This is a genomic window from Bacteroides sp. HF-4919 (genome assembly GCF_018860125.1).
In genome coordinates this window covers 372,888-395,930 of the sequence record NZ_JAHKNF010000001.1, presented here as the reverse complement: position 1 = coordinate 395,930, position 23,043 = coordinate 372,888, and the positions used below count along the sequence as shown (strand labels likewise).

General features: G+C 38.4%; 23 protein-coding genes. 22 read left to right on the top strand and 1 reads right to left on the bottom strand.

Annotation, left to right across the window (positions count from 1 at the left end; genetic code table 11):
- Window positions 1-69 precede the first annotated feature (69 nt).
- The 22 genes from KO473_RS01730 to KO473_RS01625 all read left to right on the top strand — a co-directional run bounded on the left by KO473_RS01730 (window position 70) and on the right by KO473_RS01625 (window position 21,694).
- Complete coding sequence (locus tag KO473_RS01730) at window positions 70-1,152, top strand: sialidase family protein (RefSeq protein WP_005819660.1); 1,083 nt, start codon at window positions 70-72, stop codon at window positions 1,150-1,152.
- Window positions 1,153-1,837: 685 nt separating this feature from the next.
- Entirely contained in the window at window positions 1,838-2,380 is a 543-nt protein-coding gene (locus tag KO473_RS01725) for a hypothetical protein (RefSeq protein ID WP_147346478.1), read from the top strand.
- 18 nt (window positions 2,381-2,398) lie between these two features.
- A complete protein-coding gene (locus KO473_RS01720) occupies window positions 2,399-4,210 on the top strand; it encodes an aminotransferase class I/II-fold pyridoxal phosphate-dependent enzyme (protein ID WP_005819664.1) in 1,812 nt (603 codons plus the stop codon).
- A 63-nt stretch (window positions 4,211-4,273) separates the two neighbouring features.
- Window positions 4,274-4,999: a LicD family protein gene (locus KO473_RS01715; protein ID WP_005819666.1), complete on the top strand. Its 726-nt coding sequence runs from the start codon at window positions 4,274-4,276 to the stop codon at window positions 4,997-4,999.
- Complete coding sequence (locus KO473_RS01710; protein WP_005819668.1) at window positions 4,999-6,525, top strand: lipopolysaccharide biosynthesis protein; 1,527 nt, start codon at window positions 4,999-5,001, stop codon at window positions 6,523-6,525. Before KO473_RS01715 ends, KO473_RS01710 begins: the two co-directional genes overlap by 1 nt.
- A 2-nt stretch (window positions 6,526-6,527) precedes the next feature.
- Entirely contained in the window at window positions 6,528-7,634 is a 1,107-nt protein-coding gene (rfbG, locus tag KO473_RS01705; RefSeq protein ID WP_005819670.1) for a CDP-glucose 4,6-dehydratase, read from the top strand.
- A complete protein-coding gene (locus KO473_RS01700) occupies window positions 7,622-8,083 on the top strand; it encodes a dTDP-4-dehydrorhamnose 3,5-epimerase family protein (protein ID WP_005819672.1) in 462 nt (153 codons plus the stop codon). Before rfbG ends, KO473_RS01700 begins: the two co-directional genes overlap by 13 nt.
- A 2-nt stretch (window positions 8,084-8,085) precedes the next feature.
- Window positions 8,086-8,850, top strand: coding sequence for a glucose-1-phosphate cytidylyltransferase (rfbF, locus tag KO473_RS01695; protein ID WP_005819674.1), 765 nt, complete (start codon window positions 8,086-8,088; stop codon window positions 8,848-8,850).
- Between the two features lie 5 nt (window positions 8,851-8,855).
- Window positions 8,856-9,962, top strand: a complete 1,107-nt coding sequence (locus KO473_RS01690; protein ID WP_232303437.1) for a DegT/DnrJ/EryC1/StrS aminotransferase family protein — start codon at window positions 8,856-8,858, stop codon at window positions 9,960-9,962.
- Window positions 9,934-10,872, top strand: coding sequence for a glycosyltransferase (locus KO473_RS01685; RefSeq protein ID WP_005819678.1), 939 nt, complete (start codon window positions 9,934-9,936; stop codon window positions 10,870-10,872). The genes KO473_RS01690 and KO473_RS01685 overlap by 29 nt, the downstream gene beginning before the upstream one ends.
- Before the next feature lie 11 nt (window positions 10,873-10,883).
- Complete coding sequence (locus tag KO473_RS01680) at window positions 10,884-12,002, top strand: hypothetical protein (protein WP_005819680.1); 1,119 nt, start codon at window positions 10,884-10,886, stop codon at window positions 12,000-12,002.
- A gap of 10 nt (window positions 12,003-12,012) precedes the next feature.
- The gene (locus KO473_RS01675) at window positions 12,013-12,303 is read left to right on the top strand and encodes a hypothetical protein (RefSeq protein WP_005819682.1); all 291 of its coding nucleotides are present in this window, start codon (window positions 12,013-12,015) and stop codon (window positions 12,301-12,303) included.
- Between the two features lie 38 nt (window positions 12,304-12,341).
- Window positions 12,342-12,524 carry a DapH/DapD/GlmU-related protein gene (locus KO473_RS01670; protein WP_005819684.1) on the top strand — a complete coding sequence of 61 codons (183 nt, stop codon included), beginning with the start codon at window positions 12,342-12,344 and terminating at the stop codon, window positions 12,522-12,524.
- A 79-nt stretch (window positions 12,525-12,603) separates the two neighbouring features.
- The gene (locus KO473_RS01665; protein WP_005819687.1) at window positions 12,604-12,945 is read left to right on the top strand and encodes a hypothetical protein; all 342 of its coding nucleotides are present in this window, start codon (window positions 12,604-12,606) and stop codon (window positions 12,943-12,945) included.
- Window positions 12,939-13,271 carry an IS66 family insertion sequence element accessory protein TnpB gene (tnpB, locus tag KO473_RS01660; protein WP_005819689.1) on the top strand — a complete coding sequence of 111 codons (333 nt, stop codon included), beginning with the start codon at window positions 12,939-12,941 and terminating at the stop codon, window positions 13,269-13,271. The genes KO473_RS01665 and tnpB overlap by 7 nt, the downstream gene beginning before the upstream one ends.
- Before the next feature lie 140 nt (window positions 13,272-13,411).
- Entirely contained in the window at window positions 13,412-15,172 is a 1,761-nt protein-coding gene (locus KO473_RS01655) for an IS66 family transposase (RefSeq protein ID WP_234067296.1), read from the top strand.
- Between the two features lie 115 nt (window positions 15,173-15,287).
- Window positions 15,288-16,427, top strand: coding sequence for a glycosyltransferase family 4 protein (locus KO473_RS01650; RefSeq protein WP_032537464.1), 1,140 nt, complete (start codon window positions 15,288-15,290; stop codon window positions 16,425-16,427).
- Between the two features lie 9 nt (window positions 16,428-16,436).
- Window positions 16,437-17,444 (top strand): NAD-dependent epimerase/dehydratase family protein, encoded by a 1,008-nt coding sequence (locus tag KO473_RS01645; RefSeq protein ID WP_005819698.1) that lies wholly within the window; start codon window positions 16,437-16,439, stop codon window positions 17,442-17,444.
- 3 nt (window positions 17,445-17,447) lie between these two features.
- Window positions 17,448-18,398 (top strand): glycosyltransferase family 4 protein, encoded by a 951-nt coding sequence (locus KO473_RS01640; RefSeq protein WP_005819701.1) that lies wholly within the window; start codon window positions 17,448-17,450, stop codon window positions 18,396-18,398.
- 899 nt (window positions 18,399-19,297) lie between these two features.
- The gene (rhuM, locus tag KO473_RS01635; RefSeq protein ID WP_005819707.1) at window positions 19,298-20,290 is read left to right on the top strand and encodes a virulence protein RhuM/Fic/DOC family protein; all 993 of its coding nucleotides are present in this window, start codon (window positions 19,298-19,300) and stop codon (window positions 20,288-20,290) included.
- A gap of 781 nt (window positions 20,291-21,071) precedes the next feature.
- On the top strand, window positions 21,072-21,545 hold the full coding sequence (locus tag KO473_RS01630) for an HU family DNA-binding protein (protein WP_005819713.1): 474 nt from the start codon (window positions 21,072-21,074) through the stop codon (window positions 21,543-21,545).
- A gap of 53 nt (window positions 21,546-21,598) precedes the next feature.
- Window positions 21,599-21,694 (top strand): smalltalk protein, encoded by a 96-nt coding sequence (locus KO473_RS01625; protein ID WP_005786866.1) that lies wholly within the window; start codon window positions 21,599-21,601, stop codon window positions 21,692-21,694.
- Window positions 21,695-21,736: 42 nt separating this feature from the next.
- Here the strand turns inward: KO473_RS01625 and KO473_RS01620 are convergent, their stop codons facing one another.
- Window positions 21,737-22,915: a dicarboxylate/amino acid:cation symporter gene (locus KO473_RS01620; RefSeq protein ID WP_005808836.1), complete on the bottom strand. Its 1,179-nt coding sequence runs from the start codon at window positions 22,913-22,915 to the stop codon at window positions 21,737-21,739.
- Window positions 22,916-23,043: the final 128 nt, after the last annotated feature.

Sequence of the window (23,043 nt, the reverse complement as noted above, 5' to 3'; positions counted from 1 at the left end):
CGAGTGCCAGTAGGCACTCGCCTGAAAGGGGTATACCATGTTTTGGACGCTTACTAATTATTTGTGTGTATGAATAAAATATTGTATATTATAGCCACTGTTATGTTGCTTAGCTGTGGTAGAGATGATTCTGAGAGTGTAAAGATGAAAATGGAGCCAGTTATTTCGTCTTACGTAGCTATTGGCTCCGATCCTTATCCACGAAATACAGAGGGGGATTGTATTGAATTGGAAGACGGTACGCTTCTATGCGCTTTTACCCGTTTTGAAGGATATGCGGACATTGCTCCTTCCTGTATTGTAGGAGCATTGAGCCGAGATCATGGTAGAACGTGGTCTGTTCCTACCATTATTTGTGGGAACATAGGGCTTCAAAATGTGATGAGTGTATCGCTGATTGAAGTGAATCAGAAAATTCATCTTTATTTCCTGATAAAAAACAGTGATACTGATTTACAAGTTTATAGAATGATTATGACTGATGGTTATAAATGGGGAAAACCGGAATGTATACAGATGCCTTTAGGTTATTGTGTGGTTGTAAATGGCGCTGTTGTTTATTCTAATGAAAGTCGTTTGTATATTCCCGTTTGCTTTTTCGATAAATCCCCTGCTACTTTGGAAGATAAATCTAAATGCTTCTATTTATATTCTGACGATGAAGGGAACTCATGGGATAAATCGGATCAGGTTGTTATTGACGAGTCAAAGTATGGTGGATTAGAACCTACAATAGTAGAACTTTCTTCTGATAAGGTCTTAATGTCTATGAGGACTGACTTAGGTTTTCAATATTTTGCCTATTTCGACCATAATGGGAAATTAGTGAAAGGTCCTGTTCGGTCGTCTCTACCTTCTTCAGATTCTCCTGCGCATTTAATCTCACTGAAACATGGGGAGTTGTTGGCGGTTCATAATAATTGTGATGTGGATATGAGAAATCGATTAAGTATTTCACTCAGTTTGGATGAGGGAGACTCTTGGAACGAAGAATTTATATTGGAAGAGTCTGCGAATGAAAAAAATTCCTTCTCGTATCCCTCTTTGAAAAAAGTGGGAGATCGATTGCTTATTACTTATTGGGAATTTTTAGTTAATCATTATTCTTATTCGTTGAAGTTTGCTTCTTTAGATTTGAATGTGTTCTTGTAAAGAGCATGAATGATTTGTGAATAACTAATCCTGAAATTGGATGTTTATGAACTGTTGCAACAAAATGATAAGCAAAATAGTAATACTTAGGTATGCTCCGTATGGGCAAAATGTCTCTCTCTTTTTTTCAATTGATTACTTAATTAAATCGGGTATATCTATCGAATATTGGGATGTATCATCAATCACTATAGGAGAAAGCGGAGGAAATTCTACAAATGAACCAATTAATATATCTGTTATTCGGAGCTATAAAGAATTGGCTAAGTATATAAAGTCTCAAGATAAAAGTACTACTTTGTTTATTCCATTCATGTCTTTTTTTTGTAAGACGTTCAGGTGCTTTTATTTATTATCGAAATATGATTGCAGATTAGGTTGTTGTATAACTGGATTTCTCCCAACTACTAATCGTTCTTCAAGAGAGAAGGTAATTCAACTATTGAAAATTTGCAATTTTAAGAAGTTGTATTATGCTTTTGGAAATTTGATATGCAACTATATTAAGAATAAGACTTCCATCATCAAACCTTGTGATGTAATTTATTATACGGGCTCTAAGGCCGTATTAAATGAGTATAAATTCGATGAAGGCACTGCTTTTTCAAAACTTAACTCAATTGACTATGAACATTTTTCTATGTCGGGTAGTGAAGAAAAGCCGATGTTGGAAAAAGAAAGCTATATGGTTTTTATAGATCAATATTTGCCTTTTCATCCAGATGCGAAAATAAATGGTTTTTTAGATATTGATCCGAAGGGATATTATAGAAACTTGAATGAGTTTTTTAACCGATTGGAACAGCGTAATGGAATGAAAGTGGTCATAGCTGCCCATCCTAAAGCGATAAAGTATAAGACACACGATTATTTTAATCATCGGACTGTATATTGGGGGGTGACCAATGAATTGGTGAAAAATGCTAAGCTGGTAATTATGCATTTTTCTACCTCCGTCTCTTTTTCGGTGTTATACAATAAGCCAGTTGTCTTTGTTTCGATGCCGGAGATCAAGTCGATGAATTGGAACTATCATCATTTGATCCTTGTTTTTGCCGAAGCATTGGGGGCTTGTTACTATTTCCTTGATAATGATTGGACGCTGAATGAGGAAATTCAGGTGAATGATCGGAAATATGAAGACTATAAATATGCCTATCTTACTACAACGGAGACCGAATGTAGTATAAATGGAGTGAACTTAATGAAGTCTTTGCTGACTTTATAACCCACTATTTAATATAAAATGCAAGCAGTAATATTAGCAGCAGGAATGGGCAAACGCTTAGGCGATTTGACTCAAAATAACACAAAATGCATGGTTCGGGTGGATGGCATTATGTTGATCGACCGAGTGTTGAAACAACTATCCTCCTTGACGTTAAACAAAGTGATTTTAGTGATCGGCTACAAGGGTGCACAGCTAAAAGAACACATTGGTGATGTGTTCAATGGGATGCCTATTGAGTATGTTGAAAATCCGATTTACGATAAAACAAACAATATCTATTCGCTCTCCTTGGTGAAAGACGAGCTGAGACGGGATGATACGCTTTTGCTGGAGTCGGATCTTATTTTTGATGATACTTTGTTGCATCTGCTCATGGACAGTGCTTATCCCAATGCGGCGCTGGTGGATAAATATGAAACGTGGATGGATGGAACAATGGTCAGATTGGATGAAGAACACAACATTGTGAACTTTATTCCTAAAAAGGATTTTAGCTACGAAGATGTTTGCTCTTATTATAAAACGGTTAATGTCTATAAATTTAGCAAAGACTTTTTGTCTACCCAATACGTGCCTTTTTTGGAAGCGTATACGAAAGCCTTGGGAAACAATGAATATTACGAGCAAGTGCTTCGTGTCATCACTTTATTGGATAATTGTGATTTGAAGGCTATTCCTTTGAGTGGACAAAAATGGTATGAGATTGATGATATTCAAGATTTGGATATTGCTGAAGTGCTTTTTGCTGCACCCGGAAAGCGGTTGTCTCTCTATCAGAAACGATATGGCGGCTATTGGAGATTTCCTGATTTGCTGGATTATTGCTATTTGGTCAATCCGTTTTTTCCTCCGGAAAAGATGAAGGAAGAGTTAAAAGCTAATTTTGATATTCTGCTCACAGAATATCCTTCGGGAATGTCTATTAATAATTTATTAATCGGTAAGTTTTTCAATTTAAAGCCGACATACGTCTGCGTGGGGAATGGGGCTGCTGAATTGATAAAAAGTCTGATGGATCATCTGGATGGTCACATCGGAATGGTTTATCCTACTTTTGAGGAGTATCCTAATCGGTATAACAAGAAAGAAACCATTGTGTATACACCTTCCAATCCGGATTTCTCGTATACGGCACTCGATTTAAAAAACTATTTTTCCAATCAAGATTTATCTACTCTCTTGTTGATAAATCCAGATAATCCTTCGGGCAATTACATCTCCAAAGCAGATGTGCTATCCTTGGCTGATTGGGCGAATGAAAAGGGAATAACGTTGGTTTTGGATGAATCCTTTGTTGATTTTACTGAGGAGAATATTTGCAATACCATGCTAAGTAATGAAATTTTGGGAGCTTTCCCTAATCTGGTTGTGGTAAAAAGTATCTCAAAATCTTATGGTGTGCCCGGACTGCGTTTAGGGGTTTTAGCCACTGGCAATGGTGTATTATTGGAGAAAATAAAACGCGATTTATCTATTTGGAATATTAATTCTTTCGCGGAGTTTTATATGCAGATTTCAGGGAAATATGAATCGGCTTACAAACAAGCTTGTTTGAATTTTGCTCAGGAACGAAAACGTTTTTATCGGGAACTCCTGAAAATTGCATTTTTGCGTGTCATCCCTTCGCAAGCTAATTATTTTCTGTGTGAGGTTACGAGTAAATATGCTTCCTCTGAGTTGACGACCTTATTACTTGAAAAATATAATATATTAATAAAAGACTGTAGCCCTAAAAAAGCTTTTGGCGGGAAGCAATACATCCGTTTGGCCATTCGTAATCAAGAAGATAATGATAGGCTGATTGCGGCTTTGGGTGAGCTTTTATAATTTCTGACTAAAATAGATAGTGTGTTCTAAGTGACACATAAAAGTAATAAAGAAAGAATGGCTATGAATATGATTTTATTATTGAAGAGCTTTGTTAGAGCATTAGGTTTGAAGAATTTGCTTTATCCGGTCTATTCTCATACTCTATTAAAAGTTTATAAAAGGAGGCAGAACCGGCTGTTTAACGGTGGTAATAAAGAGTTGCTATTTTTGGTGGATGATGTTTTGACCAGGCATGAATGCGTTTTTTGGTTGAATTATGGCACTTTGCTGGGAGCATACAGAGATCATGATTTCATAACACATGATAATGATTTAGATATAGGTATGTATTGGAAAGATAGGGAAGGAGTAAAGGAATGGTTGGCAGATGCCGGACTAAAATTACTATCTATCATAACGTATGGTAATCCTGATGCTCCTGATAGCGCCGAATATAGATTTGAATATCATGGAACTTGCATTGATATTAATTTCTATGAAGTGGAAACTGGAGTAGCAATTACATATAATCCTCTGTTCTTTAGTGAAAAAGATTATAATGTAAGGGGGGCAAGCATACCTGTAAAGGTGGAACGGGTAGATTCGCCTTTTACAAATCTGAAAAAAATCACCTTTTTGGGGCGAACATTTTATGTTCCTGAAAATACGGAAGAATATTTAATTGCAAATTATGGTGAAAATTTCATGACTCCAATTTCCGATTTTAATTATCATGATTATGCGTTGAATATTACCGCATATTCGGAAGAGGAAAAATCCGGTTCTTTTTATAGGTACAATTTTTGATGAGAGAGTCGTATACTAAAGGGTATTTGTTTATCTATGGATGGCAGATATTATCTATCATCCTCGGTCTATTGTCCGTATTCATTGTTGTTCCTTTTTTATCATCGAATAAAATATTATATGGAATTTATTCTATTTGTATCTCTCTAACCATATTCTATAATTATGCCGATGTTGGATTTTTAAGCGCAGGTCAAAAATATGCTGCGGAGTCTTATGCAAAGGGAGATAGAACAGGAGAAATGTCTATCATTTCTTTTACTGCCTTTATTCTATTTCTTTTTTTAGGTCTGATTTCCGTATTGTTATTTTTAATTGGATTGCATCCCAATTGGATGATAACAGATTTGCAAGCCCATCGGGATGTTCGCATAGCGACCTTGTTGATATTTATATTAGCCTTTTCTTTCCCTATATATGCTTGTCAAAGGATTCTTGTTTTAATTTATGCTATCAGACTTGAGGATTATAAATTTCAACGAATCGTTATTATCGGAAATGTGTTGAGAATATTATCCGCCCTTTGTTTCTTTTCAAATGGGAAATATATGGTAGTGGAATATTTTCTTGTATATCAAATAATTGGTGCGTTTGTGGCTCTTTATGGAATTGGAGATGTAAAGAGGCGTTATAGTTATTCATGGAGTGAGTTCAGGCGATTTTTCCGATTTAACAGGTCTGTTTTTAATAAGGTCAAACGAGTTGCGTTTGTAAGCTTGGTGCTCACCGTTGGTTGGGTGTTTTATTATGAAATAGATCAGTTGGCTATATCCCGCCTCTTAGGGGCAAAGCAGGTAGCTGTCTATGCTATTGCTTTGGCGGTGCTTACCATGTTTCGGACTTTTTTAGGAGCTCTATATGCTCCTTTTATATCCCGATTTAATCATTTTATAGGTTTGAGGGATATAAATGGATTAAATTCTTTCTACAAACATATTGTGAATCTTCTTTTTCCTTTGGCTACGTTGCCCATTATCATAGTCAGCATGCTTGCGAAAGCTTTTATTATTTCATGGGTTGGCAAGGAGTATGACAGTTCTGTTTTTTTGGTCGAAATTATTGTTTTTGCCAATATACTGGCTTTCATTTCTTATCCAAGCAACCCTTATTTAATCAGTCGTGAAAGAGTGAATTGTTTGTATGTCTTGAGTATGCTGACCCCGTTAGTCTTTTGGATCGGTATCTTGTTTACTGTCAATGCTTATGGTTTGGGTGCATTTGTGTTTTGGAAAGTAGTTGCCATGATTTTATCGGGTGTCTGTTCTTGCTTTTTTGTATATAAAGTGATGCGGGAGAGAATATGCCATTTGTCTTTAGAGTTACTTAAAAATTATGGTCTGCCTCTCTGTTTCTGTGTGTTTCTATGCTTTTCGGCGAGGTATTTGATGGTTTACGAGAAAAATTATATAGCATTGGGCACTAATGTGTTGATTATGTGTGTGGTCTTTGCGCTTAGCTTTTTGGCGTGCTTGTTAACCTCCCGACCATTGAGAGAATATGTTTATAAATTAGTAAAAGTTATATAGATATGAATTTGTTAGAGAAAAGTTACTCTGGTAAGAAAGTTTTGATTACGGGGCATACCGGATTCAAAGGGACTTGGTTAACTACTTGGCTACACGCTTTGGGGGCTGATGTATATGGTATCTCGTGTGACATTCCCACTTCGCCTTCCATGTTTGAAGTGTTAAAATTAGAAGAGAAAATTCATCATTATCAGATGGATATAAGGGATTATGATGCTCTTTCGGAAGTGATTAGAGAAGTAAAGCCTGATTTTGTCTTTCATTTGGCGGCTCAAGCTATTGTTTCTAAATCATATGCTAATCCGAGAGAGACTCTGACAACGAATATAGTTGGTACAATGAATGTGTTGGAAGCTTTACGGCAGCTTAATTTTCCTTGTGTGGCAGTGATTATCACAAGTGATAAATGTTACGACAATGTGGAATGGGTGTATGGATATAAAGAGACGGATGCATTGGGGGGAAAGGATATTTATAGTGGCTCTAAGGGCGCGGCTGAATTGGTCTTTAAGTCGTATTATCACTCCTTTTTTAAAAGTGAGCGGTCCAACGTTCGGATTGTTTCGGTGAGGGCGGGAAATGTGATTGGAGGAGGCGACTGGGCGTTGGATCGGATTGTTCCGGACTGTATGCGCTCTTGGTCTGAAAATAAGATTGTAGAGATTAGAAGTCCTTTTGCTACACGTCCGTGGCAACATGTGCTGGAGCCCTTGAGTGGCTATTTGAATGTAGGAGCTGCGCTTTTGGAAGACAGTTCACTCAATGGAGAAAGCTTTAACTTCGGCCCTAAAGCTGAAGTGAGCAAAACGGTGAAAGAACTATTAGAAGATTTGAGCGTTTGCTGGAAATATACATCTCCTATGGAGGCGTATACCATTACTGATCAGGTGAAATTTCACGAAGCCGGCCTTTTGAAGTTGAATTGTGACAAGGCTCTTTTTTATTTAAAATGGCATTCGGCCTTGGATTATAAACAATTGTTGCACTTTACGGGTAACTGGTATTATAATTATTATAAAAATCCAATAGATATGCTTGAGTATACGCAACAACAAATTAATGAATATACGCAGGTAGCGCATAATAAAGGGATAAAATGGGCGAGATGATTGAAGGTGTTTTAATTACTCCTTTGAAAAAAATGTATCACCCCAAAGGAGATATTTTTCATGCTTTAAAAAACATGGAGGTGGGTTATGAAGGTTTCGGCGAAGCCTATTTTTCAACCATCAAGCCGGAAACGATTAAGGCGTGGAAACGGCATTTCAGGATGACACTGAATTTGATTTGTATTCGAGGTGAAATTCATTTTGTATTGTATGACGATAGGAGAGAATCAAAATCGTATGGTCAATTTATGGAAGTTGCGTTATCGCCCTTGAAGCATTATTGCCGATTGACGGTTCCTCCGAATGTTTGGATGGGATTTAAAGGGATGGATCAGGCAGATAGCTTATTATTGAATCTAGCTAATATACCACACGATCCGATAGAGCAAGAGAACATTCCGATGGAGGAATCTCCTATTGTGTTTGATTGGAATAAATTAAATCAGTAAGTATGAAGGTAGTAATCTTAGCAGGGGGTAAGGGGACGAGAATTGCGGAATATAGCACTCGTGTCCCTAAGCCGATGGTTGAAATTGGCGAGTATCCCATTTTATGGCACATCATGAATTGGTATGCAAAATTCGGTTATAATGATTTTGTGTTGGCTTTAGGATATAAAGCGCAGGTCATCAAAGAATTCTTTTTGAACTATTATGCGTTGAATAATGATTTTGAAGTGAATCTGTCCACTGGTGAAATAAAGTATATCAATAAGCAAAATCGTAATTGGAAAGTTACATTGGTAGATACTGGGCTAGATACAATGACGGGTGGGAGAATAAAAAGATTAGAAAAAATCATTGGAAAAGAAACTTTTATGGTGACTTATGGAGATGGTTTGTCTGATATAGATCTGGATGCTTTGCTGACTTTTCACAGGCGTTGTGGTAAAGTAGCGACTCTTTCGGCCGTACATCCCACTGCGCGGTTTGGTGAACTGAGAATTGATGGGAATCAAATGGTGACAAGTTTTAAAGAAAAACCGCAATTGGAAGATGGACGTATCAACGGAGGATTTTTTGTGTTAGAACCGGAAATATTTGATTATATAGAAAGTGATGCTACTGTGTTTGAAAAAGACCCGCTGGAACACTTGGTCAGGAGTGGGGAGCTTTCCGCTTATAAACATGATGGTTTTTGGCAGTCGATGGATACGGTGAGAGAAAGACAAATATTAGAAGAGTTGTGGAAAACAAATAATGCGCCATGGAAATAAAAGGTATGAAATTGTCTAAATCGATAATAGGACAGGAGGAAATAGACGCTGTGACGGATGTGTTGCAAAGGGGGTATCTGGGAATGGGGCAGGATGTCATGAAATTCGAGGAAGAGCTAGAATGCTTTTTTCAACGAAATGTGACATTGGTCAATACCGGAACTGCGGCTTTGCATTTGGCATTGCAGGGGGTAGGAATTGGCTGGGGAGATGAAGTTTTAGTGCAATCATTGACGTATGTAGCCTGTTTTCAAGCTATCAAAGCTACGGGAGCTACTCCTGTGGCTTGTGAGGTTTGTGATGCTTCGCTCACGTTGGACTTAGCGGATGCGGAAGCTAAACTGACGCCTCGAACGAAGGCTATCATGCCGGTGCATTATGCGGGGAATGTGGGCGATCTTGATTGTATTTATGACTTTGCGAGAAAGCACCGTTTAAGGGTCATAGAAGATGCTTCTCATGCTTTTGGCTCTTTTTATAAAGGAAAATTGGTGGGTAGTTTTGGAGATGTTTGTTGCGTCAGTATGGATGGCATTAAAAACATTACTTCCGGAGAAGGGGGAATGGTTATAACGAATGATGTGGAGGTGTGTCAAAAAATAAAAGATGCCCGACTATTGGGAGTGGAAAACGATACGGTAAGCCGATATAAGGGGGAGAGGACTTGGCTCTTTGATGTGCATGATCAGGGGTGGAGGTATCACATGAGTAATATCATGGCTGCCATCGGGCTGGTGCAATTTAAGAAGTTTCCAGAATTTAAAGAGAAACGTCAGGCACTGGCTAAACTCTATCAAAAAAGGTTGAAAGGTGTTGTAAAACTTATTGAATGTAACTATGATGAAGTGGTGCCTCACATCTTTGTGATCAGAGTGGGAGGAGGCGAACGGGATACGGTGAAAGAGGCGCTTGCCAAGGAAGGGATTCCGACCGGAATGCATTACAGACCGAATCATTTGCTGACTTTATTTGCTGGAAATCAAGATAATGTAACATTGAAGCATACTGATAGAGTATATGAGGAACTCGTCACATTACCTTTGCATCCGGGCTTGACGGAAGAACAGATTAATTTTATTTGTGATGTTATCGAACGCACTTTGCAATCCTAATCGACCGCTTGTTTCTATCATTATAAATTTCTATAATGGGGAGCAATATTTGGCTAATGCTATAGAAAGTGTATTGGCTCAAACATATGAAAATTTAGAATTACTGCTGTATGATAATCTGTCAACAGACAGCAGCGCACTGATTGTTCAAAAGTTTGAAGACCAAAGAATACGATATATATTGGCTGATGAGCATACGTCACTCGGAGAGGCTCGTAATAGAGCTCTGAAGGTGGCAAAAGGTGAATTTATCAGTTTTTTGGATTGTGATGATTGGATTGAGATAAATAAAGTGAAAGTATCTTTAACCTATTTTGCTCAAGCGGAAGTAGGGCTTGTATATACTAATGGTTATACCTTTTATGAAAAAAAGAACCACTACCGGAAGTTCTTTAAAAAGGAGCAGAAAGAGGGGATGATTTTTGAAGATTTATTGGCTTCGTACCGCATAGCCATACCGAGCGTCATGTTTAGGCGTGCCGTGATAGAGAGACTATCTTCTTGGTTTGATACCCGTTTTTCAATGATTGAGGAGTTTGATCTTTTTATTCGTATTGCGCAAATTAGTGCAGTGCGATATGATCATCACTGTTTGTGCTACTGGCGAGCACACGAAACTAGTATGACTTGGTCGAAAAGATCTTGCTTTGAAGTAGAGATGAGACAGTTTTTAGAGCAATTACTAAAAGAAAATCCGGCGTTAAAGAATCATTATGCAGTGAAAAGATACCAGGCAAAAATAGCCTTTCATCACTTTATGAACACATGGAATAAGCCGTTTAATCCTAATAGAAGAATATTGGCTGATTTCTTATTGGTGGATAAAAGGCTTATATTAGTATATCTTGTCTCTTTCTTAGGGAAAAATTGGTTTTATAAGATTCTGAAATTTTTAAATATATATGTGTAGGTCTCTGTGCAATGGGTAAGATAAAAGAAAAAACGTTGTTGCTATTGTTGGTCTATGCTCCATGGGTTAATGTTATCAATTATAGAATAACTCCAATCGTTGCATCGTCGCTAACGGCTCTTTTCATCGGGCTGTTGGCTGTGGAGTCTTTTGTGTGGCGAAGTAAAATTAATGAAGAATATTTTGATATTATCAAGAAGAACCCTTTGTTATTTCTTGCTTTTATTTCTTTGTTGGGATATTCCGTTTTTTGTCAAAAGATTAGCGACTTATTTGTTTTTTTTAATTTGTTTTTGCTGTTATTGCTAGTAATACCTTTGTTTGTAGATATTCGGGCTTTTTGTCGTAGCTATTTTGATGTTTATCTTTCGTATTTAATCATAGTAGTCTCTTTGTCGATTATTGTCGATTTTATATTGCTCAATACGGGATATGCTAGCCTTCAACCGATGTATAACAGTGAAAATGTAACCTATTTGGAACGTCCGTTTGGCCTGTTTGGGCAACCAAGTGTTAACTCTACTCTTATTTGTGTATTCTATTTACTGAAGCGTTATTTGCATGATATTTGGGGGCTTGGAAGAGTGCGAAATATCTATTTTGTATTTGTGGTGCTTGGAGTGATGTGCCAAGGAAGCGGTTCAGGTTTCATTTCTTTTGCTTTATTATTAATTCCCGTTTGGGGGTATCGCTTTAAAGCATTTAAATATGTATTTATCTTATTGTTGTTAGGGGGTATCTATTATATCAGTCTGACTGACTTGGTAGAAAAGCTAAGTGTTTCTTATCTTACTTTTTTGTATGATTTTGTAGTGGATATTTTCCATTTATATTTGGCTCATATTTCATCTACTTCAGCTCTGATATGGGGTGAAGTATCTCCAACAGTAATGATTCCTATTGATTTTGGACCTATTTTTTATATTACCCATTCGGGCATATTGCTTTATGTCGTTTTTATAGGTACGCTTGTTTATCTGTCTGTAAAGGAGAAAAATTATAACTTTAGATATGCAATTATTCTTTTATTTATAGGTGGATTACATTATCCTGTAATGTTTTATGTGGTTATGCACTTCATTTGGCTTCTTTTGTTTTTTGTTGTCTTTAGAAAGGTAAGGTTGACTTAAGTTATTTTTTATGAAAGCTCTGTTTTTGAGAATGTTGAAAGGAAATGCTAAAGCTATATTAGCTGTCATCCAGCATTATAACCACGATAAGTACTGGAGACGTCGTGCTATTGTAACTACCAATAGTAATAAAACGCCTCTTCTGGTGAAGTTATATTACCTGTATTATATAAAGAAAACGGATGCTTATCATAATTGTTCGTTTGGCACAGATTTAAATGCCGATGTATACTTTGTGACACCTCCTCATCTTCCACATGGTCCGAATGGTATCATTGTGGGGCATGATGTGTTTGTGTGAATGATAATATATTGTATATCAGTGTGTTATAATTGTTTATGGGTGAAGTTTTTGACAATGTAATGATCGGTGCGGGTGCGAAGATTCTCCCAAGCGTCACTATTGGCAACAATGTTAAAGTGGGGGCTAATTGTGTAGTTGTGGAAGATGTCCCAGACAATTGCACGGTGGTACTTCCTAAACCAAGGGTCATAGGTAAGCGTCCCAAAATGATGTCTTGATATGTTTCGATTAGGTCTTTACCTTTGCTGCACACTTAAAAAATAATTTTATGTACAGCAGTAGTGATTTTGAGAAGTTATGGTTCCTCTACAAGACCGCGGTGAGCCCCAAGGAATTTCGATCAATTCGTTTTGCCTGATTCAAGGTGTTCCTTATCGTGATTTTAATAGTTGGTTTGTGAAGACTCGTAAGAAAATCGTTCCGGTTCAGATTGAAGGTGGTCCTTCTTCTGATTCTCTTATGGAAGAATCTCCCGCTCCGGTTTGTGGTACGACAGTTCTCAAGCAGGCTACTCCACCGGTAGGTTCGGGTAATATTCTGGTCGCTATTCAGACCCGTGATGGTTTGAATATCCGTAAAAGCAATTTAGACTACCATGGTTTGAAGGCTTTGGTAGAGAAATTGGAGGGCTTATGTTGACAATTTCCGGTTTAAAGAATTTCTATTATCTTCCCACTTTTCACGATATGCGGTGCAAGGCTCCTCGTGTTTCTGAGATTATCCGTTCGCGTTACCACCGTGATCCGCTTCAGGGAGATGTTTATATTTTTATGTCCAAAGACCAAAAGAAGGTTAAACTGATCCATTACGAGCGTCATGCTTATTATTTGCATGAGAAGAGTTTTACGAACGGTTACCGTTTTATGCGAATTGAGTTGGAAGAAGGTATTACGGTTTATAAGATCGACTGGCAGAGCCTTGTGTCTGTGCTTGAAAGCCCTATTATTAAATCCATACGTTTATAGATCGCCAGCATGTGTTTGTACGTTAAATAACTATATGTCAGTACATTACATTGGGTTTTGCTTGTGTCTTTCTTTGATATTGAGTATCTTTATGTCCAATAAAGGCCATGGATCAAGAGGAATTACATACCCGAATATTAATGCGAGATTATCTCGAGAGGCAGGAGTTGAACGCTTCTTCTTCCTTTACCGATCCTTGTGCGGATATGGAGCCGGATGAAATGAGACGTTACGTACGCTTCCTTCTGGGTCAGTTGGAAGAGAAGCAGGAGCAAATGAACCGTGTGTTAGATGATCTGTCTGAACTTAAAGCTGCTTCCAAAGAACAAAGCAAGCTACTTGAGCGTGTCATGGCTCTGACTGATGAATTAGATGAGCTTCGGAAGAGAAATGCCGAGCTGGTTCGTTCCAATAAGAAACTGGAAGATCGTTTGGGGGTGGTTAATAATGACCATTACAATACCTCCAAGAGTCGTAAGGGCATTGATAAAGATAAAGGGGTGAAAGGCAGAAACGATGATCGTTCTGATTTTGATGGTACAGTTCCGACCACTCCTACAGATACAGGTTCGGTGGATACTTCCGCTCCCGTCTATTCGGGAGCCAGTCGTAAGGGTACTACCTATAAGAAAGACATAGTGGGCGATCCTATCGAACATAAATGCGACCGTTCAAAACTTCCGGCTGGTACCGTGATCCTGAAAGTGATGAAATCTAAAGTTGTTCGTACGGTTGTCAATCTGATTGAAGAACATCATTTTGAGGTTCTGAAAGTTAAATACCTCGATGGAAGTATCAAACACGTATATCTTCCTTGCGACGATGATAATCAGGCTCACTTATACAATGAAGTCGTTTCGGGCACTCATATCACGGCCTCTTTGTTATTCTACCTTCTGTTCAACCGTTACCAGATGTGCTCTCCTGATTATCGTGAATCGAAGAACCGGCTGTCTGACATGGACTGGAATACCTGCCGCCAGAACCTGGCCAATTGGGCAGATAAGGGTGCTGTTCAACTCAACAAGTTGATCCCGGCTTTGAAGAGTATCGCTTTAGAGCCCGGTTCGAATGTGAATGTTGATGAAACCTGGTGTCGTTACCAAACCCACTTCGGTCATAAGAAAACCTACATGTGGTGCCTTGTGAATAAGAAAGCGTGTATTGTGATCTTCTTCTATGAAGATTGTCTGGACGAGTTGGGTACTAAGCATGAGGGCGGTCGTGGCCGTAGCGTTCTGAAGGATTTTCTGGGCGATGCGCAAATCAAGTCCTTGCAGAGCGATGGTTATAACGTCTATATGTATCTTGATGACGAACTGATGGAGGTGGAACATTTATGCTGTCTTGCCCATGCGCGGAATAAGTTCAAGGATGCCTATAACCAAGGCTGCGAGAAGGCCCGTTTCTTCTTGGAACAGATTGCTAAGCTTTATAAGCGTGAAGATGACTACCGCCGGGATAAATTGGCAGCAACCCGGATCCAGGAAAAGCGCAACGATATTTATACGAATGGCATTGTTAATGCTTTGCGGAGTGAGCTTTATGATTTGCTTGCATTACCTGAAGAAGAGAAGAGTGATTTAATGAGAACGGCTTTGAATTATCTCCATAAGTTTTGGGAGCAGCTTTTTGCTTATCGCAAAGACGGTGAATATACAATTGATAATCTTGCTGCCGAACGGGCGATACGTCCCTTGACAGTGCAGAGGAAAAACAGTTTATTCTTCTGTAGTACGAAAGGTGCTTTACGATCGGCAGTTTACAATACCTTTATTGAAACCTGCAAGCAGGCTGGAATCAGCTTCCGATCTTTCTTCTGCAAGTACATGACAGAGATCCGGAAGGGTCGAACGGATTATGAGAACCTGCTTCCGATGACGATCAGCCTAACAAATTAGTGAAAACAAATTAAAACTTAATATCCAAGACAAGTGACGGGTGCCTACTGGCATTCGCCTAAGAGGTGTATACCATGTTTTGGACGCTTACAAATAACATTTATAGTGTATGAAAATGAAAATTCTTCATGTTGTTAATATTTCTTTCACTATTCCATATTTTTTGGGAGAACAATTGTTATATTTCAGTAAAAAGGGTTATTTAATATATATAGCTTGTAGTCCTTCAGAGAAGTTGAAGGATTATTCTATAGCTTATCATTTTTCGTATAAAGAAATTCCCATATTACGTAAATTTTCTATATTTCAAGATTGTAAATCAATATGGAATATGTGTAGATATATAAAATCAGAACAGATAGATATTGTATCTGGACATACTCCTAAAGGTGCGCTGATTGGTATGATTGCTGCATTTATAATGCGGGTTCCTGTTCGTTTGTATTTTCGTCATGGACTTGTTTACGAGACTTCAATAGGCACTAAAAGATGGTTACTAATTATGATTGATCGTCTGACTGCTTATTTGGCTACAAAAGTCATATGTGTTAGTCCATCTGTTTTTAGAAGGAGTTTAGAAGATCACTTAAATTCAGAAAAAAAACAATTGATATTACATAAAGGAACTTGTAACGGAATTGATGTTGAGAGATTTTGTAGATCAAACGTAAAAAAATCTCTTGTTTTAGAACTTCGTAATAAACATAAAATTCCAAAGAATGCAATTATTCTTGGATATGTTGGTCGGTTGGTGCGAGATAAAGGAATAGTTGAATTAGTTGAGTCTTTAGATATTATTCGTAGAAAGAATCCTAGGATTGTTCTATTATTAGTTGGCATGATGGAGGAGCGTGATGCTTTACCATATGCAGTGGTTGAATCTATCCAAGAAAATCCGTATATTATTAATGCTAACTATGTGGATAATCGTTATATAGATGGGTATTATGCTTTGATGGATGTCTTTATTTTGCCCTCTTATAGAGAAGGGTTTCCTACTTCGATATTGGAAGCTTCAGCTATGGAGATTCCTGTTATTACTACAAAGGTTACTGGTTGTATTGATGCCATTATTGAAAATAAAACAGGTATATTTGTAGAACATAACAAGGAAAAAATGGCAGTTGCAATATTGGATTTGTTGGATTCTCCAGAAAAAAAGAGAGCTTATGGAGTGGCTGGGCGGAAGTTTGTAAAAAAATATTTTAGTCCAGAACTTGTATGGAGAGAAATCGAAAGGCTATATAATAATTGAGATTATACAATGAATATATTAATAACTGGTGTTTATGGATTTGTCGGTTACAATTTCATAAACAATTTAAAAGTCGGACATAATCTTTATGGACTTGATATCGTGTGTCCGACAAGAGAAGGTGTACTGAAAACATTTTGTTGGAAAGATATTGATCCAGAGTCATTCCCATTACAAACTCTTCCCCAATTTGATGCAATCATTCATCTTGCCGGAAAGGCTCATGATACGAAAAACCAATCAACTGCTCAGTCTTATTTTGATATTAATACCGGTCTGACTCAAAAGATATTTGATTTCTTTTTGGAGTCTTCTGCGAAGAAATTCATATTTTTTAGTTCAGTAAAAGCTGCGGCTGATAGTGTAGTGGGAGATATGCTTACTGAGGATGTTATTCCGGCTCCTGTTGGTCCTTATGGGGAAAGTAAAATAAGAGCTGAAGAGTATATAAAGGAACATTTTGCATTTCCTGCTGTCTCCTTCTGCGAGTGTTCTCCTTTTCGGGAGATGACTTCGGTTACAGAAAAACGGGTTTATATATTAAGACCTTGTATGATTCATGGTCCGGGGAATAAAGGAAATCTGAATCTATTGTATAATGTGGTGAAGAAAGGAATTCCCTGGCCATTGGGTGACTTCGAAAATCGTCGTTCGTTTACTTCAATTGATAACCTATGCTATGTGATTGAGGGATTATTGGCTAAAGAGGTACCTACGGGCATTTATCACATGGGGGATGATGAAGCTTTGTCAACAAATGAGCTGATTGCCATCATGTGTGAGGCAATGGGAAAACAGCCCCATATCTGGAAGATGAATAAGGGCTTTATGGAAGGATGTGCCGGACTGGGAACTTTACTCCATTTGCCACTGAATACGGAAAGGCTTCGTAAACTGACGGAGAATTATGTGGTAAGTAATGCTAAAATCAAAGCTGCTCTCGGGATTGATAAAATGCCTGTGACAGCTAAAGAGGGGTTGATGAAAACCATTCGTTCATTTGAAGAAACTAAATAAGTTATGTACTATTTAATAATCTTAGTTCTGCTATTCTTAGTAGAACTTTTTTATTTCCGTATTGCTGATAAATGCAATATCATCGATAAACCGAACGAGCGGAGTTCGCACACCCGGATCACTTTGAGAGGGGGAGGAATTATTTTCTTCTTTGGCGCATTAGCTTACTTTCTGACGAATCAGTTTGAGTATCCTTGGTTTATGCTGGCTTTGACATTGATTACTTTTATCAGTTTTGTAGACGACATTCGTTCTACTTCTCAGGGGTTACGTTTGGTGTTTCATTTTACGGCGATGGCTTTGATGTTCTATCAATGGGGGTTGTTCAGCCTGCCTTGGTGGACCATTGTGGTTGCTTTGATTATTTGCACAGGGATTATTAATGCCTATAATTTCATGGATGGTATTAATGGCATTACAGGTGGATACTCGTTGGTGGTGCTGACGGCATTAGCATTTATAAATGGGGCATATGTTCCATTTGTAGAGCCGGCTTTGATTTATACCATGCTTTGTGCTGTGTTGGTCTTTAACTTCTTCAATTTCCGGAAACAGGCAAAGTGTTTTGCGGGGGATGTAGGTTCGGTTAGCATTGCTTTCGTGATCCTCTTTCTGATCGGTATGCTGATAATCCGTACGGAAAATTTCAGCTGGATTGTCTTGTTGGCAGTCTATGGGGTGGATAGTGTGCTGACAATAATTCATCGGTTGATGTTGCATGAGAATATTGGTTTGCCACATCGAAAACATTTGTACCAGATTATGGCAAATGAGTTGAAAATTCCTCACGTGGTGGTTTCATTGGTGTATATGTCGGTGCAGGCAGTAGTTATAGCCGGGTATCTTCTATTTCCGGGGAATGAATATGGGTATTTGTCGGGTACCATTATTGCGCTGAGTTTGGTCTATATTCTATTTATGAAGCGTTTCTTTTGCTTGCATCAAGCGAAGTGATATTTAAGAGAATTGTTTTGGATTGCCCGACACGGTTTTTGCCACTACTATAATATATTGAAGTATATTATTGATTTGTAGTGCTTTGCAAAACAGAAAATCAAAATAGGGAACGGATAAGAAACGAGCAAACTATTTTAGTCTGCTGTGTTTTTCCATTGCTTCAAATCACTCTTCCACAAAGGAAATCATTTTATCTTGATTATTATCCAACATAGCTATCATTCTCGTATCTTTGCAATTATATAGCATTTAACATGGATAAATTCGATGCGAGTGTTACTTCAGGCATATTTCGACTTACTCGCATAGATACAAACGAGAACGAATGGATTGTTGATTACAGTTTTGAAAATGATTTTGTATGTGATTATCCATCTCTAATACTGAATTATTATGGTAACTTACACTCACTTCGGCAAACAACCCGATACTCTTAAACATCTTGTTCTTTGCGAGGTTCTTCAAATAGAAAAGCCTGTTTTTTAACTCAAGGTGAATATGAAAAAGAATATAATTACAATCAGCGAAAGCGGTGTGGTATCTATATCGGGCAATATTCAGATGTAAGATTTTGAGATAGCGGAACTGTTCGGGGTGATGATCTCGACAATACGTTCCCATGTACGTGCGATTCTAAAAACAGGTATCGCAACAGGTGATTATACCCATAGAGTAATGTTGGTTTGTTGTAACTTTTTGTCTGATTGTTACGGGCTGGATGTGATTACGGCTCGTGCTTTTCGGATTCAATCATATAAAACGAAAATATTTTGCAAATGGATTATGTGTAAAATGACCATAGCAGAATGTCAACCAATTATATTACAATACAATTATCAGGCAGCATACTTGAGTGAGCAGAATTAATCATTAACTTTACAGGAAATTTAGAAGGCATGAGCAAAGGAGAAATAATTATATACCAAACAGCCGATGGCAGCACCTCGCTTGATGTTAAGTTGGAACAGGAAACTATCTGGCTAAACCAAAAGCAGATAGCCGAATTGTTCGGGACGAAGCGACCAGCCATTACCAAGCATCTGAAAAATATATTTCTATCGGGAGAATTGGAAGAAAATAGGGTATGTTCCATTTTGGAACATACCACTCCACATGGTGCTATGGCAGATAAAACGCAAACAACAGAGGTGAAATATTATAATCTCGATGCCATTCTATCCGTAGGATATAGAGTAAATTCTAAAAATGCAACCCGATTCCGTATCTGGGCGAACAAAGTGCTGAAAGAGTATCTGATTAAAGGATATGTCGTTAAGGAGAATATCAAGCTGGAGCAGTACGAGGATTTGAAGCAGACCATCAAGGTATTGGCAAATGTTCTCGACCACAAGACGTTGGAATACTCTGAGGCAACCGGATTGTTACGAGTGGTTACTGATTATGCTTACGCTCTTGATACGCTGGACAGATACGATTATCAACAACTTAAGATAGACAAAACTACTAATAAAGAGCAATTTACAGCTACCTACGAAAATGCGATAGCTGCCATTGAAGAGTTACGGAAGAAATTTGGAGGTAGTTCTCTTTTCGGCAATGAGAAAGACCAATCGTTCAAAGGTTCGATAGGTACTATTTACCAGACATTTGGCGGTCAAGAACTTTATCCGAGCGTAGAAGAAAAGGCAGCGATGTTGTTGTATTTAGTCACTAAAAACCATTCGTTCAGCGATGGTAACAAGCGTATCGCTGCATTTTTATTTCTCTGGTTTATGGAACGTAACGGCATTTTGTATAATTCCGACAGAAGTAAACGGATTGGCAACAATGCGCTTGTGGCTTTGACACTAATGATTGCCGAAAGTCGCACCGAAGAAATGGATACAATGGTTAAAGTGATTGTTAATCTTATCAATAGAGATAATTAATCGATTTTTATTCCAATTGGTTAATCGGGGCAGTCATTTTCGTTACAGGGGCAAAGGAAGTTCCGGACGAGTGATTATTCAAGCTCAAGCCCTGCCGGGTTTCGGCTGAAATCTCAAAGATCTGTGGCCCAATATTACGTATTATGGTGAAGAGAGATGGGAAAAAATGACAAAACCCGTTGTCGTGACGTTTTATTCGAATGGAGATATAGGATGTGCGGAGAGATACTCCCGTGTGAAATGAAAACAGCAGACTAACAGTGCCTTCATCGGCTAACTAACGACACTCACCAAAGAAAAGCAGCACATATAGCCAAATCCGTCTAAAATTCAGTATTTTACCTCATTTTTCTATTTGAAAAACAGGGAGCGGATAAGTAACTGAACGTTTTCCTAAATCTGCTTTTTATTGCATTTAAGGAGTTAGATAGTTAAAGCCACTAGAAATGACACAAATAATTGTATTAGTGTGAGTTACGCTCAACTTATAATTTCCGCTTTTCAGGTTTACATTTTTTGTATCATGATTACATAGCATCGTTTATATCCGTTACATTTACCCGACTGCTATTATATTAAAAAGTGAGTTTGCAAATTCAATTGAACGAAGAGCTTAGGATTATGATACAGATAATAAGCGTGTTATAAGTTTTTCTGAGAAAACTGCTTTCCGGACCGTTTTTTCCTTTGCCGATAATTTGTAAATCTTCATCTTTGCAGTGTTGATCAACAAAACATGAATGAAACGTAGTAGTAACATTAGTAAAGAAGGAGAAAAATTATGCCTTTATTTTATAGAGCGAGACAATCGCAGTTGAAAACTAAAGAGGGAAAGAAACAGTGGCACCTGACTCTGGTGAAAGTTGGAAAAATGGTAACTTCACAACAGTTGGCTGAAGTAATAGCTGAAAAATCATCATTGACACCGGGTGATGTTCATAATGTGATTCGTAACTTGATGACTGCCATGCGTAAAGAATTGTTGAATAGCCGTTCGGTACGTCTGGAGGGATTAGGCACTTTCACGATGAAAGCTTGTACACAAGGGCATGGAGTGGATCAAGAGGAAGAGGTGAGTCCGAATCAGGTGGCGGCTCTTCGTTGTCTGTTTACTCCGGAATATACTCGTCCCGCAGCTATCGGCACTACCCGTGCTTTGCTTCAGGGAGTGGAATTCCAGAAAGTCAGTGCGATAGGGGGAACAATTAATGGCGGATCGGGTAGTGGAGATATTGTGGATGATCCGACAGCCTGATAAAATTTATTGCTGATATAATAATTATTGACAGCGGAAGGAGGATAAAGAGTATGAAGAAAACGGGATGGAATATTATATTGAAGTTGATTATTGCTGTGGCAAGTGCTGTAGCCGGTGTAATAGGCGGGCAGGCTATGACATTATAAAAACGGAATTAATAACCAAACAGGGTGAACTCCCGATAGCCATTAGAGGCTTTCGGGAGTTTTTCTTTTCCCCATGATCTTGTCTATAATCAGAGCGATGGCTCCATCACCGGTTACGTTACAAGCTGTACCGAAACTGTCCATGGCAATGTAGAGGGCGATCATCAATGCCTGGGCCGATTCATCGAAACCGAGCATGGACTGGAGGATGCCTAAAGAAGCCATAATAGCACCTCCGGGAACACCGGGAGCAGCAATCATCGTAATGCCGAGCATGAAAATGAAACCCGCAAACAGGGAAAAATCGAAAGGCATGCCCTGCATCATCATTAAGGCTAAAGCGCAGGCTACAATCTTCAGGGTACTTCCGGATAGATGAATGGTGGCGCAAAGCGGGATGACAAATCCGGCTATATCGGCTGATACACCGTTCTTCTTGGTCTGCTCGAGTGTGACAGGGATGGTGGCGGCTGACGACTGAGTACCTAAAGCGGTGAAATAAGCCGGCAGCATTCGTCCCAACAGGCGGAACGGGTTTTTACGGACGAACAATGCCGCAATGCAATATTGAAAAACCAGCAAGAAAATATGCAGTATAAAAATAACGCCGATAATCTTGATAAATACCATAAGGATGGAGAATACTTGTCCGGAGTGTGTCATGTTAAGGAAAATGCCAAAGATGTAAATGGGCAGTAACGGGAGGATGACTGCGCTTATCATACGTACGATAATCTCTTGAAAGTCTCGTGCTACGTTTTTCAAGGCGTCACTATGCAGGCTTGCCAACCCCAGGCCGAGGGTAAAGGCAAGGACCAGTGCCGTCATGACATTCATCAAGGGTGGAATGGCAACAGAAAAATAAGGGAGGATTCCTTGTGCTTCGCTCACTTCGTCGAGAGGTGCTCCGGGAGTAATGAGCGAAGGAAAAATGGCGGCTCCGGTAAAGTAGGACAGAAATCCGGAGAAAAGAGTGGCACCATATGCAATGAGTGCCGTCACGAGTAGCATTCGTCCGGCCCCTTTACCAATATCGGCTATGGCAATGGTGACCAGTCCGAGGATGATAAGTGGTATGGAGAAATTTAGAAACTCCCCAAAGATGGAGTTGAAGGTCACGAACAGCCGTACCAAAGGTGTCGGCAGGAAATTTCCGATAGCAATACCAAGTATAATAGCTATGATGATACGTGGCAAAAGTCCTATGTGTATTTTCTTCATTACGAGGTTTTAGAAGTTTGTTGCAAAAGTAATATTTTATTCTGAAACTATCCGAACAAATATTTTCGATATGTGTTATAAATAATAAGAAATAGAACAAAATATCAACTAATTTAGATACATATTAC

Excerpts from the sequence above, each read along its gene's own strand:
- KO473_RS01730 (WP_005819660.1), top strand. The coding sequence starts at position 70 with ATGAATAAAATATTGTATATTATAGCCACTGTTATGTTGCTTAGCTGT.
- KO473_RS01725 (WP_147346478.1), top strand. The coding sequence starts at position 1,838 with ATGGTTTTTATAGATCAATATTTGCCTTTTCATCCAGATGCGAAAATA.
- KO473_RS01720 (WP_005819664.1), top strand. The coding sequence starts at position 2,399 with ATGCAAGCAGTAATATTAGCAGCAGGAATGGGCAAACGCTTAGGCGAT.
- KO473_RS01715 (WP_005819666.1), top strand. The coding sequence starts at position 4,274 with ATGAATATGATTTTATTATTGAAGAGCTTTGTTAGAGCATTAGGTTTG.
- KO473_RS01710 (WP_005819668.1), top strand. The coding sequence starts at position 4,999 with ATGAGAGAGTCGTATACTAAAGGGTATTTGTTTATCTATGGATGGCAG.
- rfbG (WP_005819670.1), top strand. The coding sequence starts at position 6,528 with ATGAATTTGTTAGAGAAAAGTTACTCTGGTAAGAAAGTTTTGATTACG.
- KO473_RS01700 (WP_005819672.1), top strand. The coding sequence starts at position 7,622 with ATGGGCGAGATGATTGAAGGTGTTTTAATTACTCCTTTGAAAAAAATG.
- rfbF (WP_005819674.1), top strand. The coding sequence starts at position 8,086 with ATGAAGGTAGTAATCTTAGCAGGGGGTAAGGGGACGAGAATTGCGGAA.
- KO473_RS01690 (WP_232303437.1), top strand. The coding sequence starts at position 8,856 with ATGAAATTGTCTAAATCGATAATAGGACAGGAGGAAATAGACGCTGTG.
- KO473_RS01685 (WP_005819678.1), top strand. The coding sequence starts at position 9,934 with ATGTTATCGAACGCACTTTGCAATCCTAATCGACCGCTTGTTTCTATC.
- KO473_RS01680 (WP_005819680.1), top strand. The coding sequence starts at position 10,884 with ATGGGTAAGATAAAAGAAAAAACGTTGTTGCTATTGTTGGTCTATGCT.
- KO473_RS01675 (WP_005819682.1), top strand. The coding sequence starts at position 12,013 with ATGAAAGCTCTGTTTTTGAGAATGTTGAAAGGAAATGCTAAAGCTATA.
- KO473_RS01670 (WP_005819684.1), top strand. The coding sequence starts at position 12,342 with ATGGGTGAAGTTTTTGACAATGTAATGATCGGTGCGGGTGCGAAGATT.
- KO473_RS01665 (WP_005819687.1), top strand. The coding sequence starts at position 12,604 with ATGGTTCCTCTACAAGACCGCGGTGAGCCCCAAGGAATTTCGATCAAT.
- tnpB (WP_005819689.1), top strand. The coding sequence starts at position 12,939 with ATGTTGACAATTTCCGGTTTAAAGAATTTCTATTATCTTCCCACTTTT.
- KO473_RS01655 (WP_234067296.1), top strand. The coding sequence starts at position 13,412 with ATGCGAGATTATCTCGAGAGGCAGGAGTTGAACGCTTCTTCTTCCTTT.
- KO473_RS01650 (WP_032537464.1), top strand. The coding sequence starts at position 15,288 with ATGAAAATTCTTCATGTTGTTAATATTTCTTTCACTATTCCATATTTT.
- KO473_RS01645 (WP_005819698.1), top strand. The coding sequence starts at position 16,437 with ATGAATATATTAATAACTGGTGTTTATGGATTTGTCGGTTACAATTTC.
- KO473_RS01640 (WP_005819701.1), top strand. The coding sequence starts at position 17,448 with ATGTACTATTTAATAATCTTAGTTCTGCTATTCTTAGTAGAACTTTTT.
- rhuM (WP_005819707.1), top strand. The coding sequence starts at position 19,298 with ATGAGCAAAGGAGAAATAATTATATACCAAACAGCCGATGGCAGCACC.
- KO473_RS01630 (WP_005819713.1), top strand. The coding sequence starts at position 21,072 with ATGCCTTTATTTTATAGAGCGAGACAATCGCAGTTGAAAACTAAAGAG.
- KO473_RS01625 (WP_005786866.1), top strand. The coding sequence starts at position 21,599 with ATGAAGAAAACGGGATGGAATATTATATTGAAGTTGATTATTGCTGTG.
- KO473_RS01620 (WP_005808836.1), bottom strand. The coding sequence starts at position 22,915 with ATGAAGAAAATACACATAGGACTTTTGCCACGTATCATCATAGCTATT.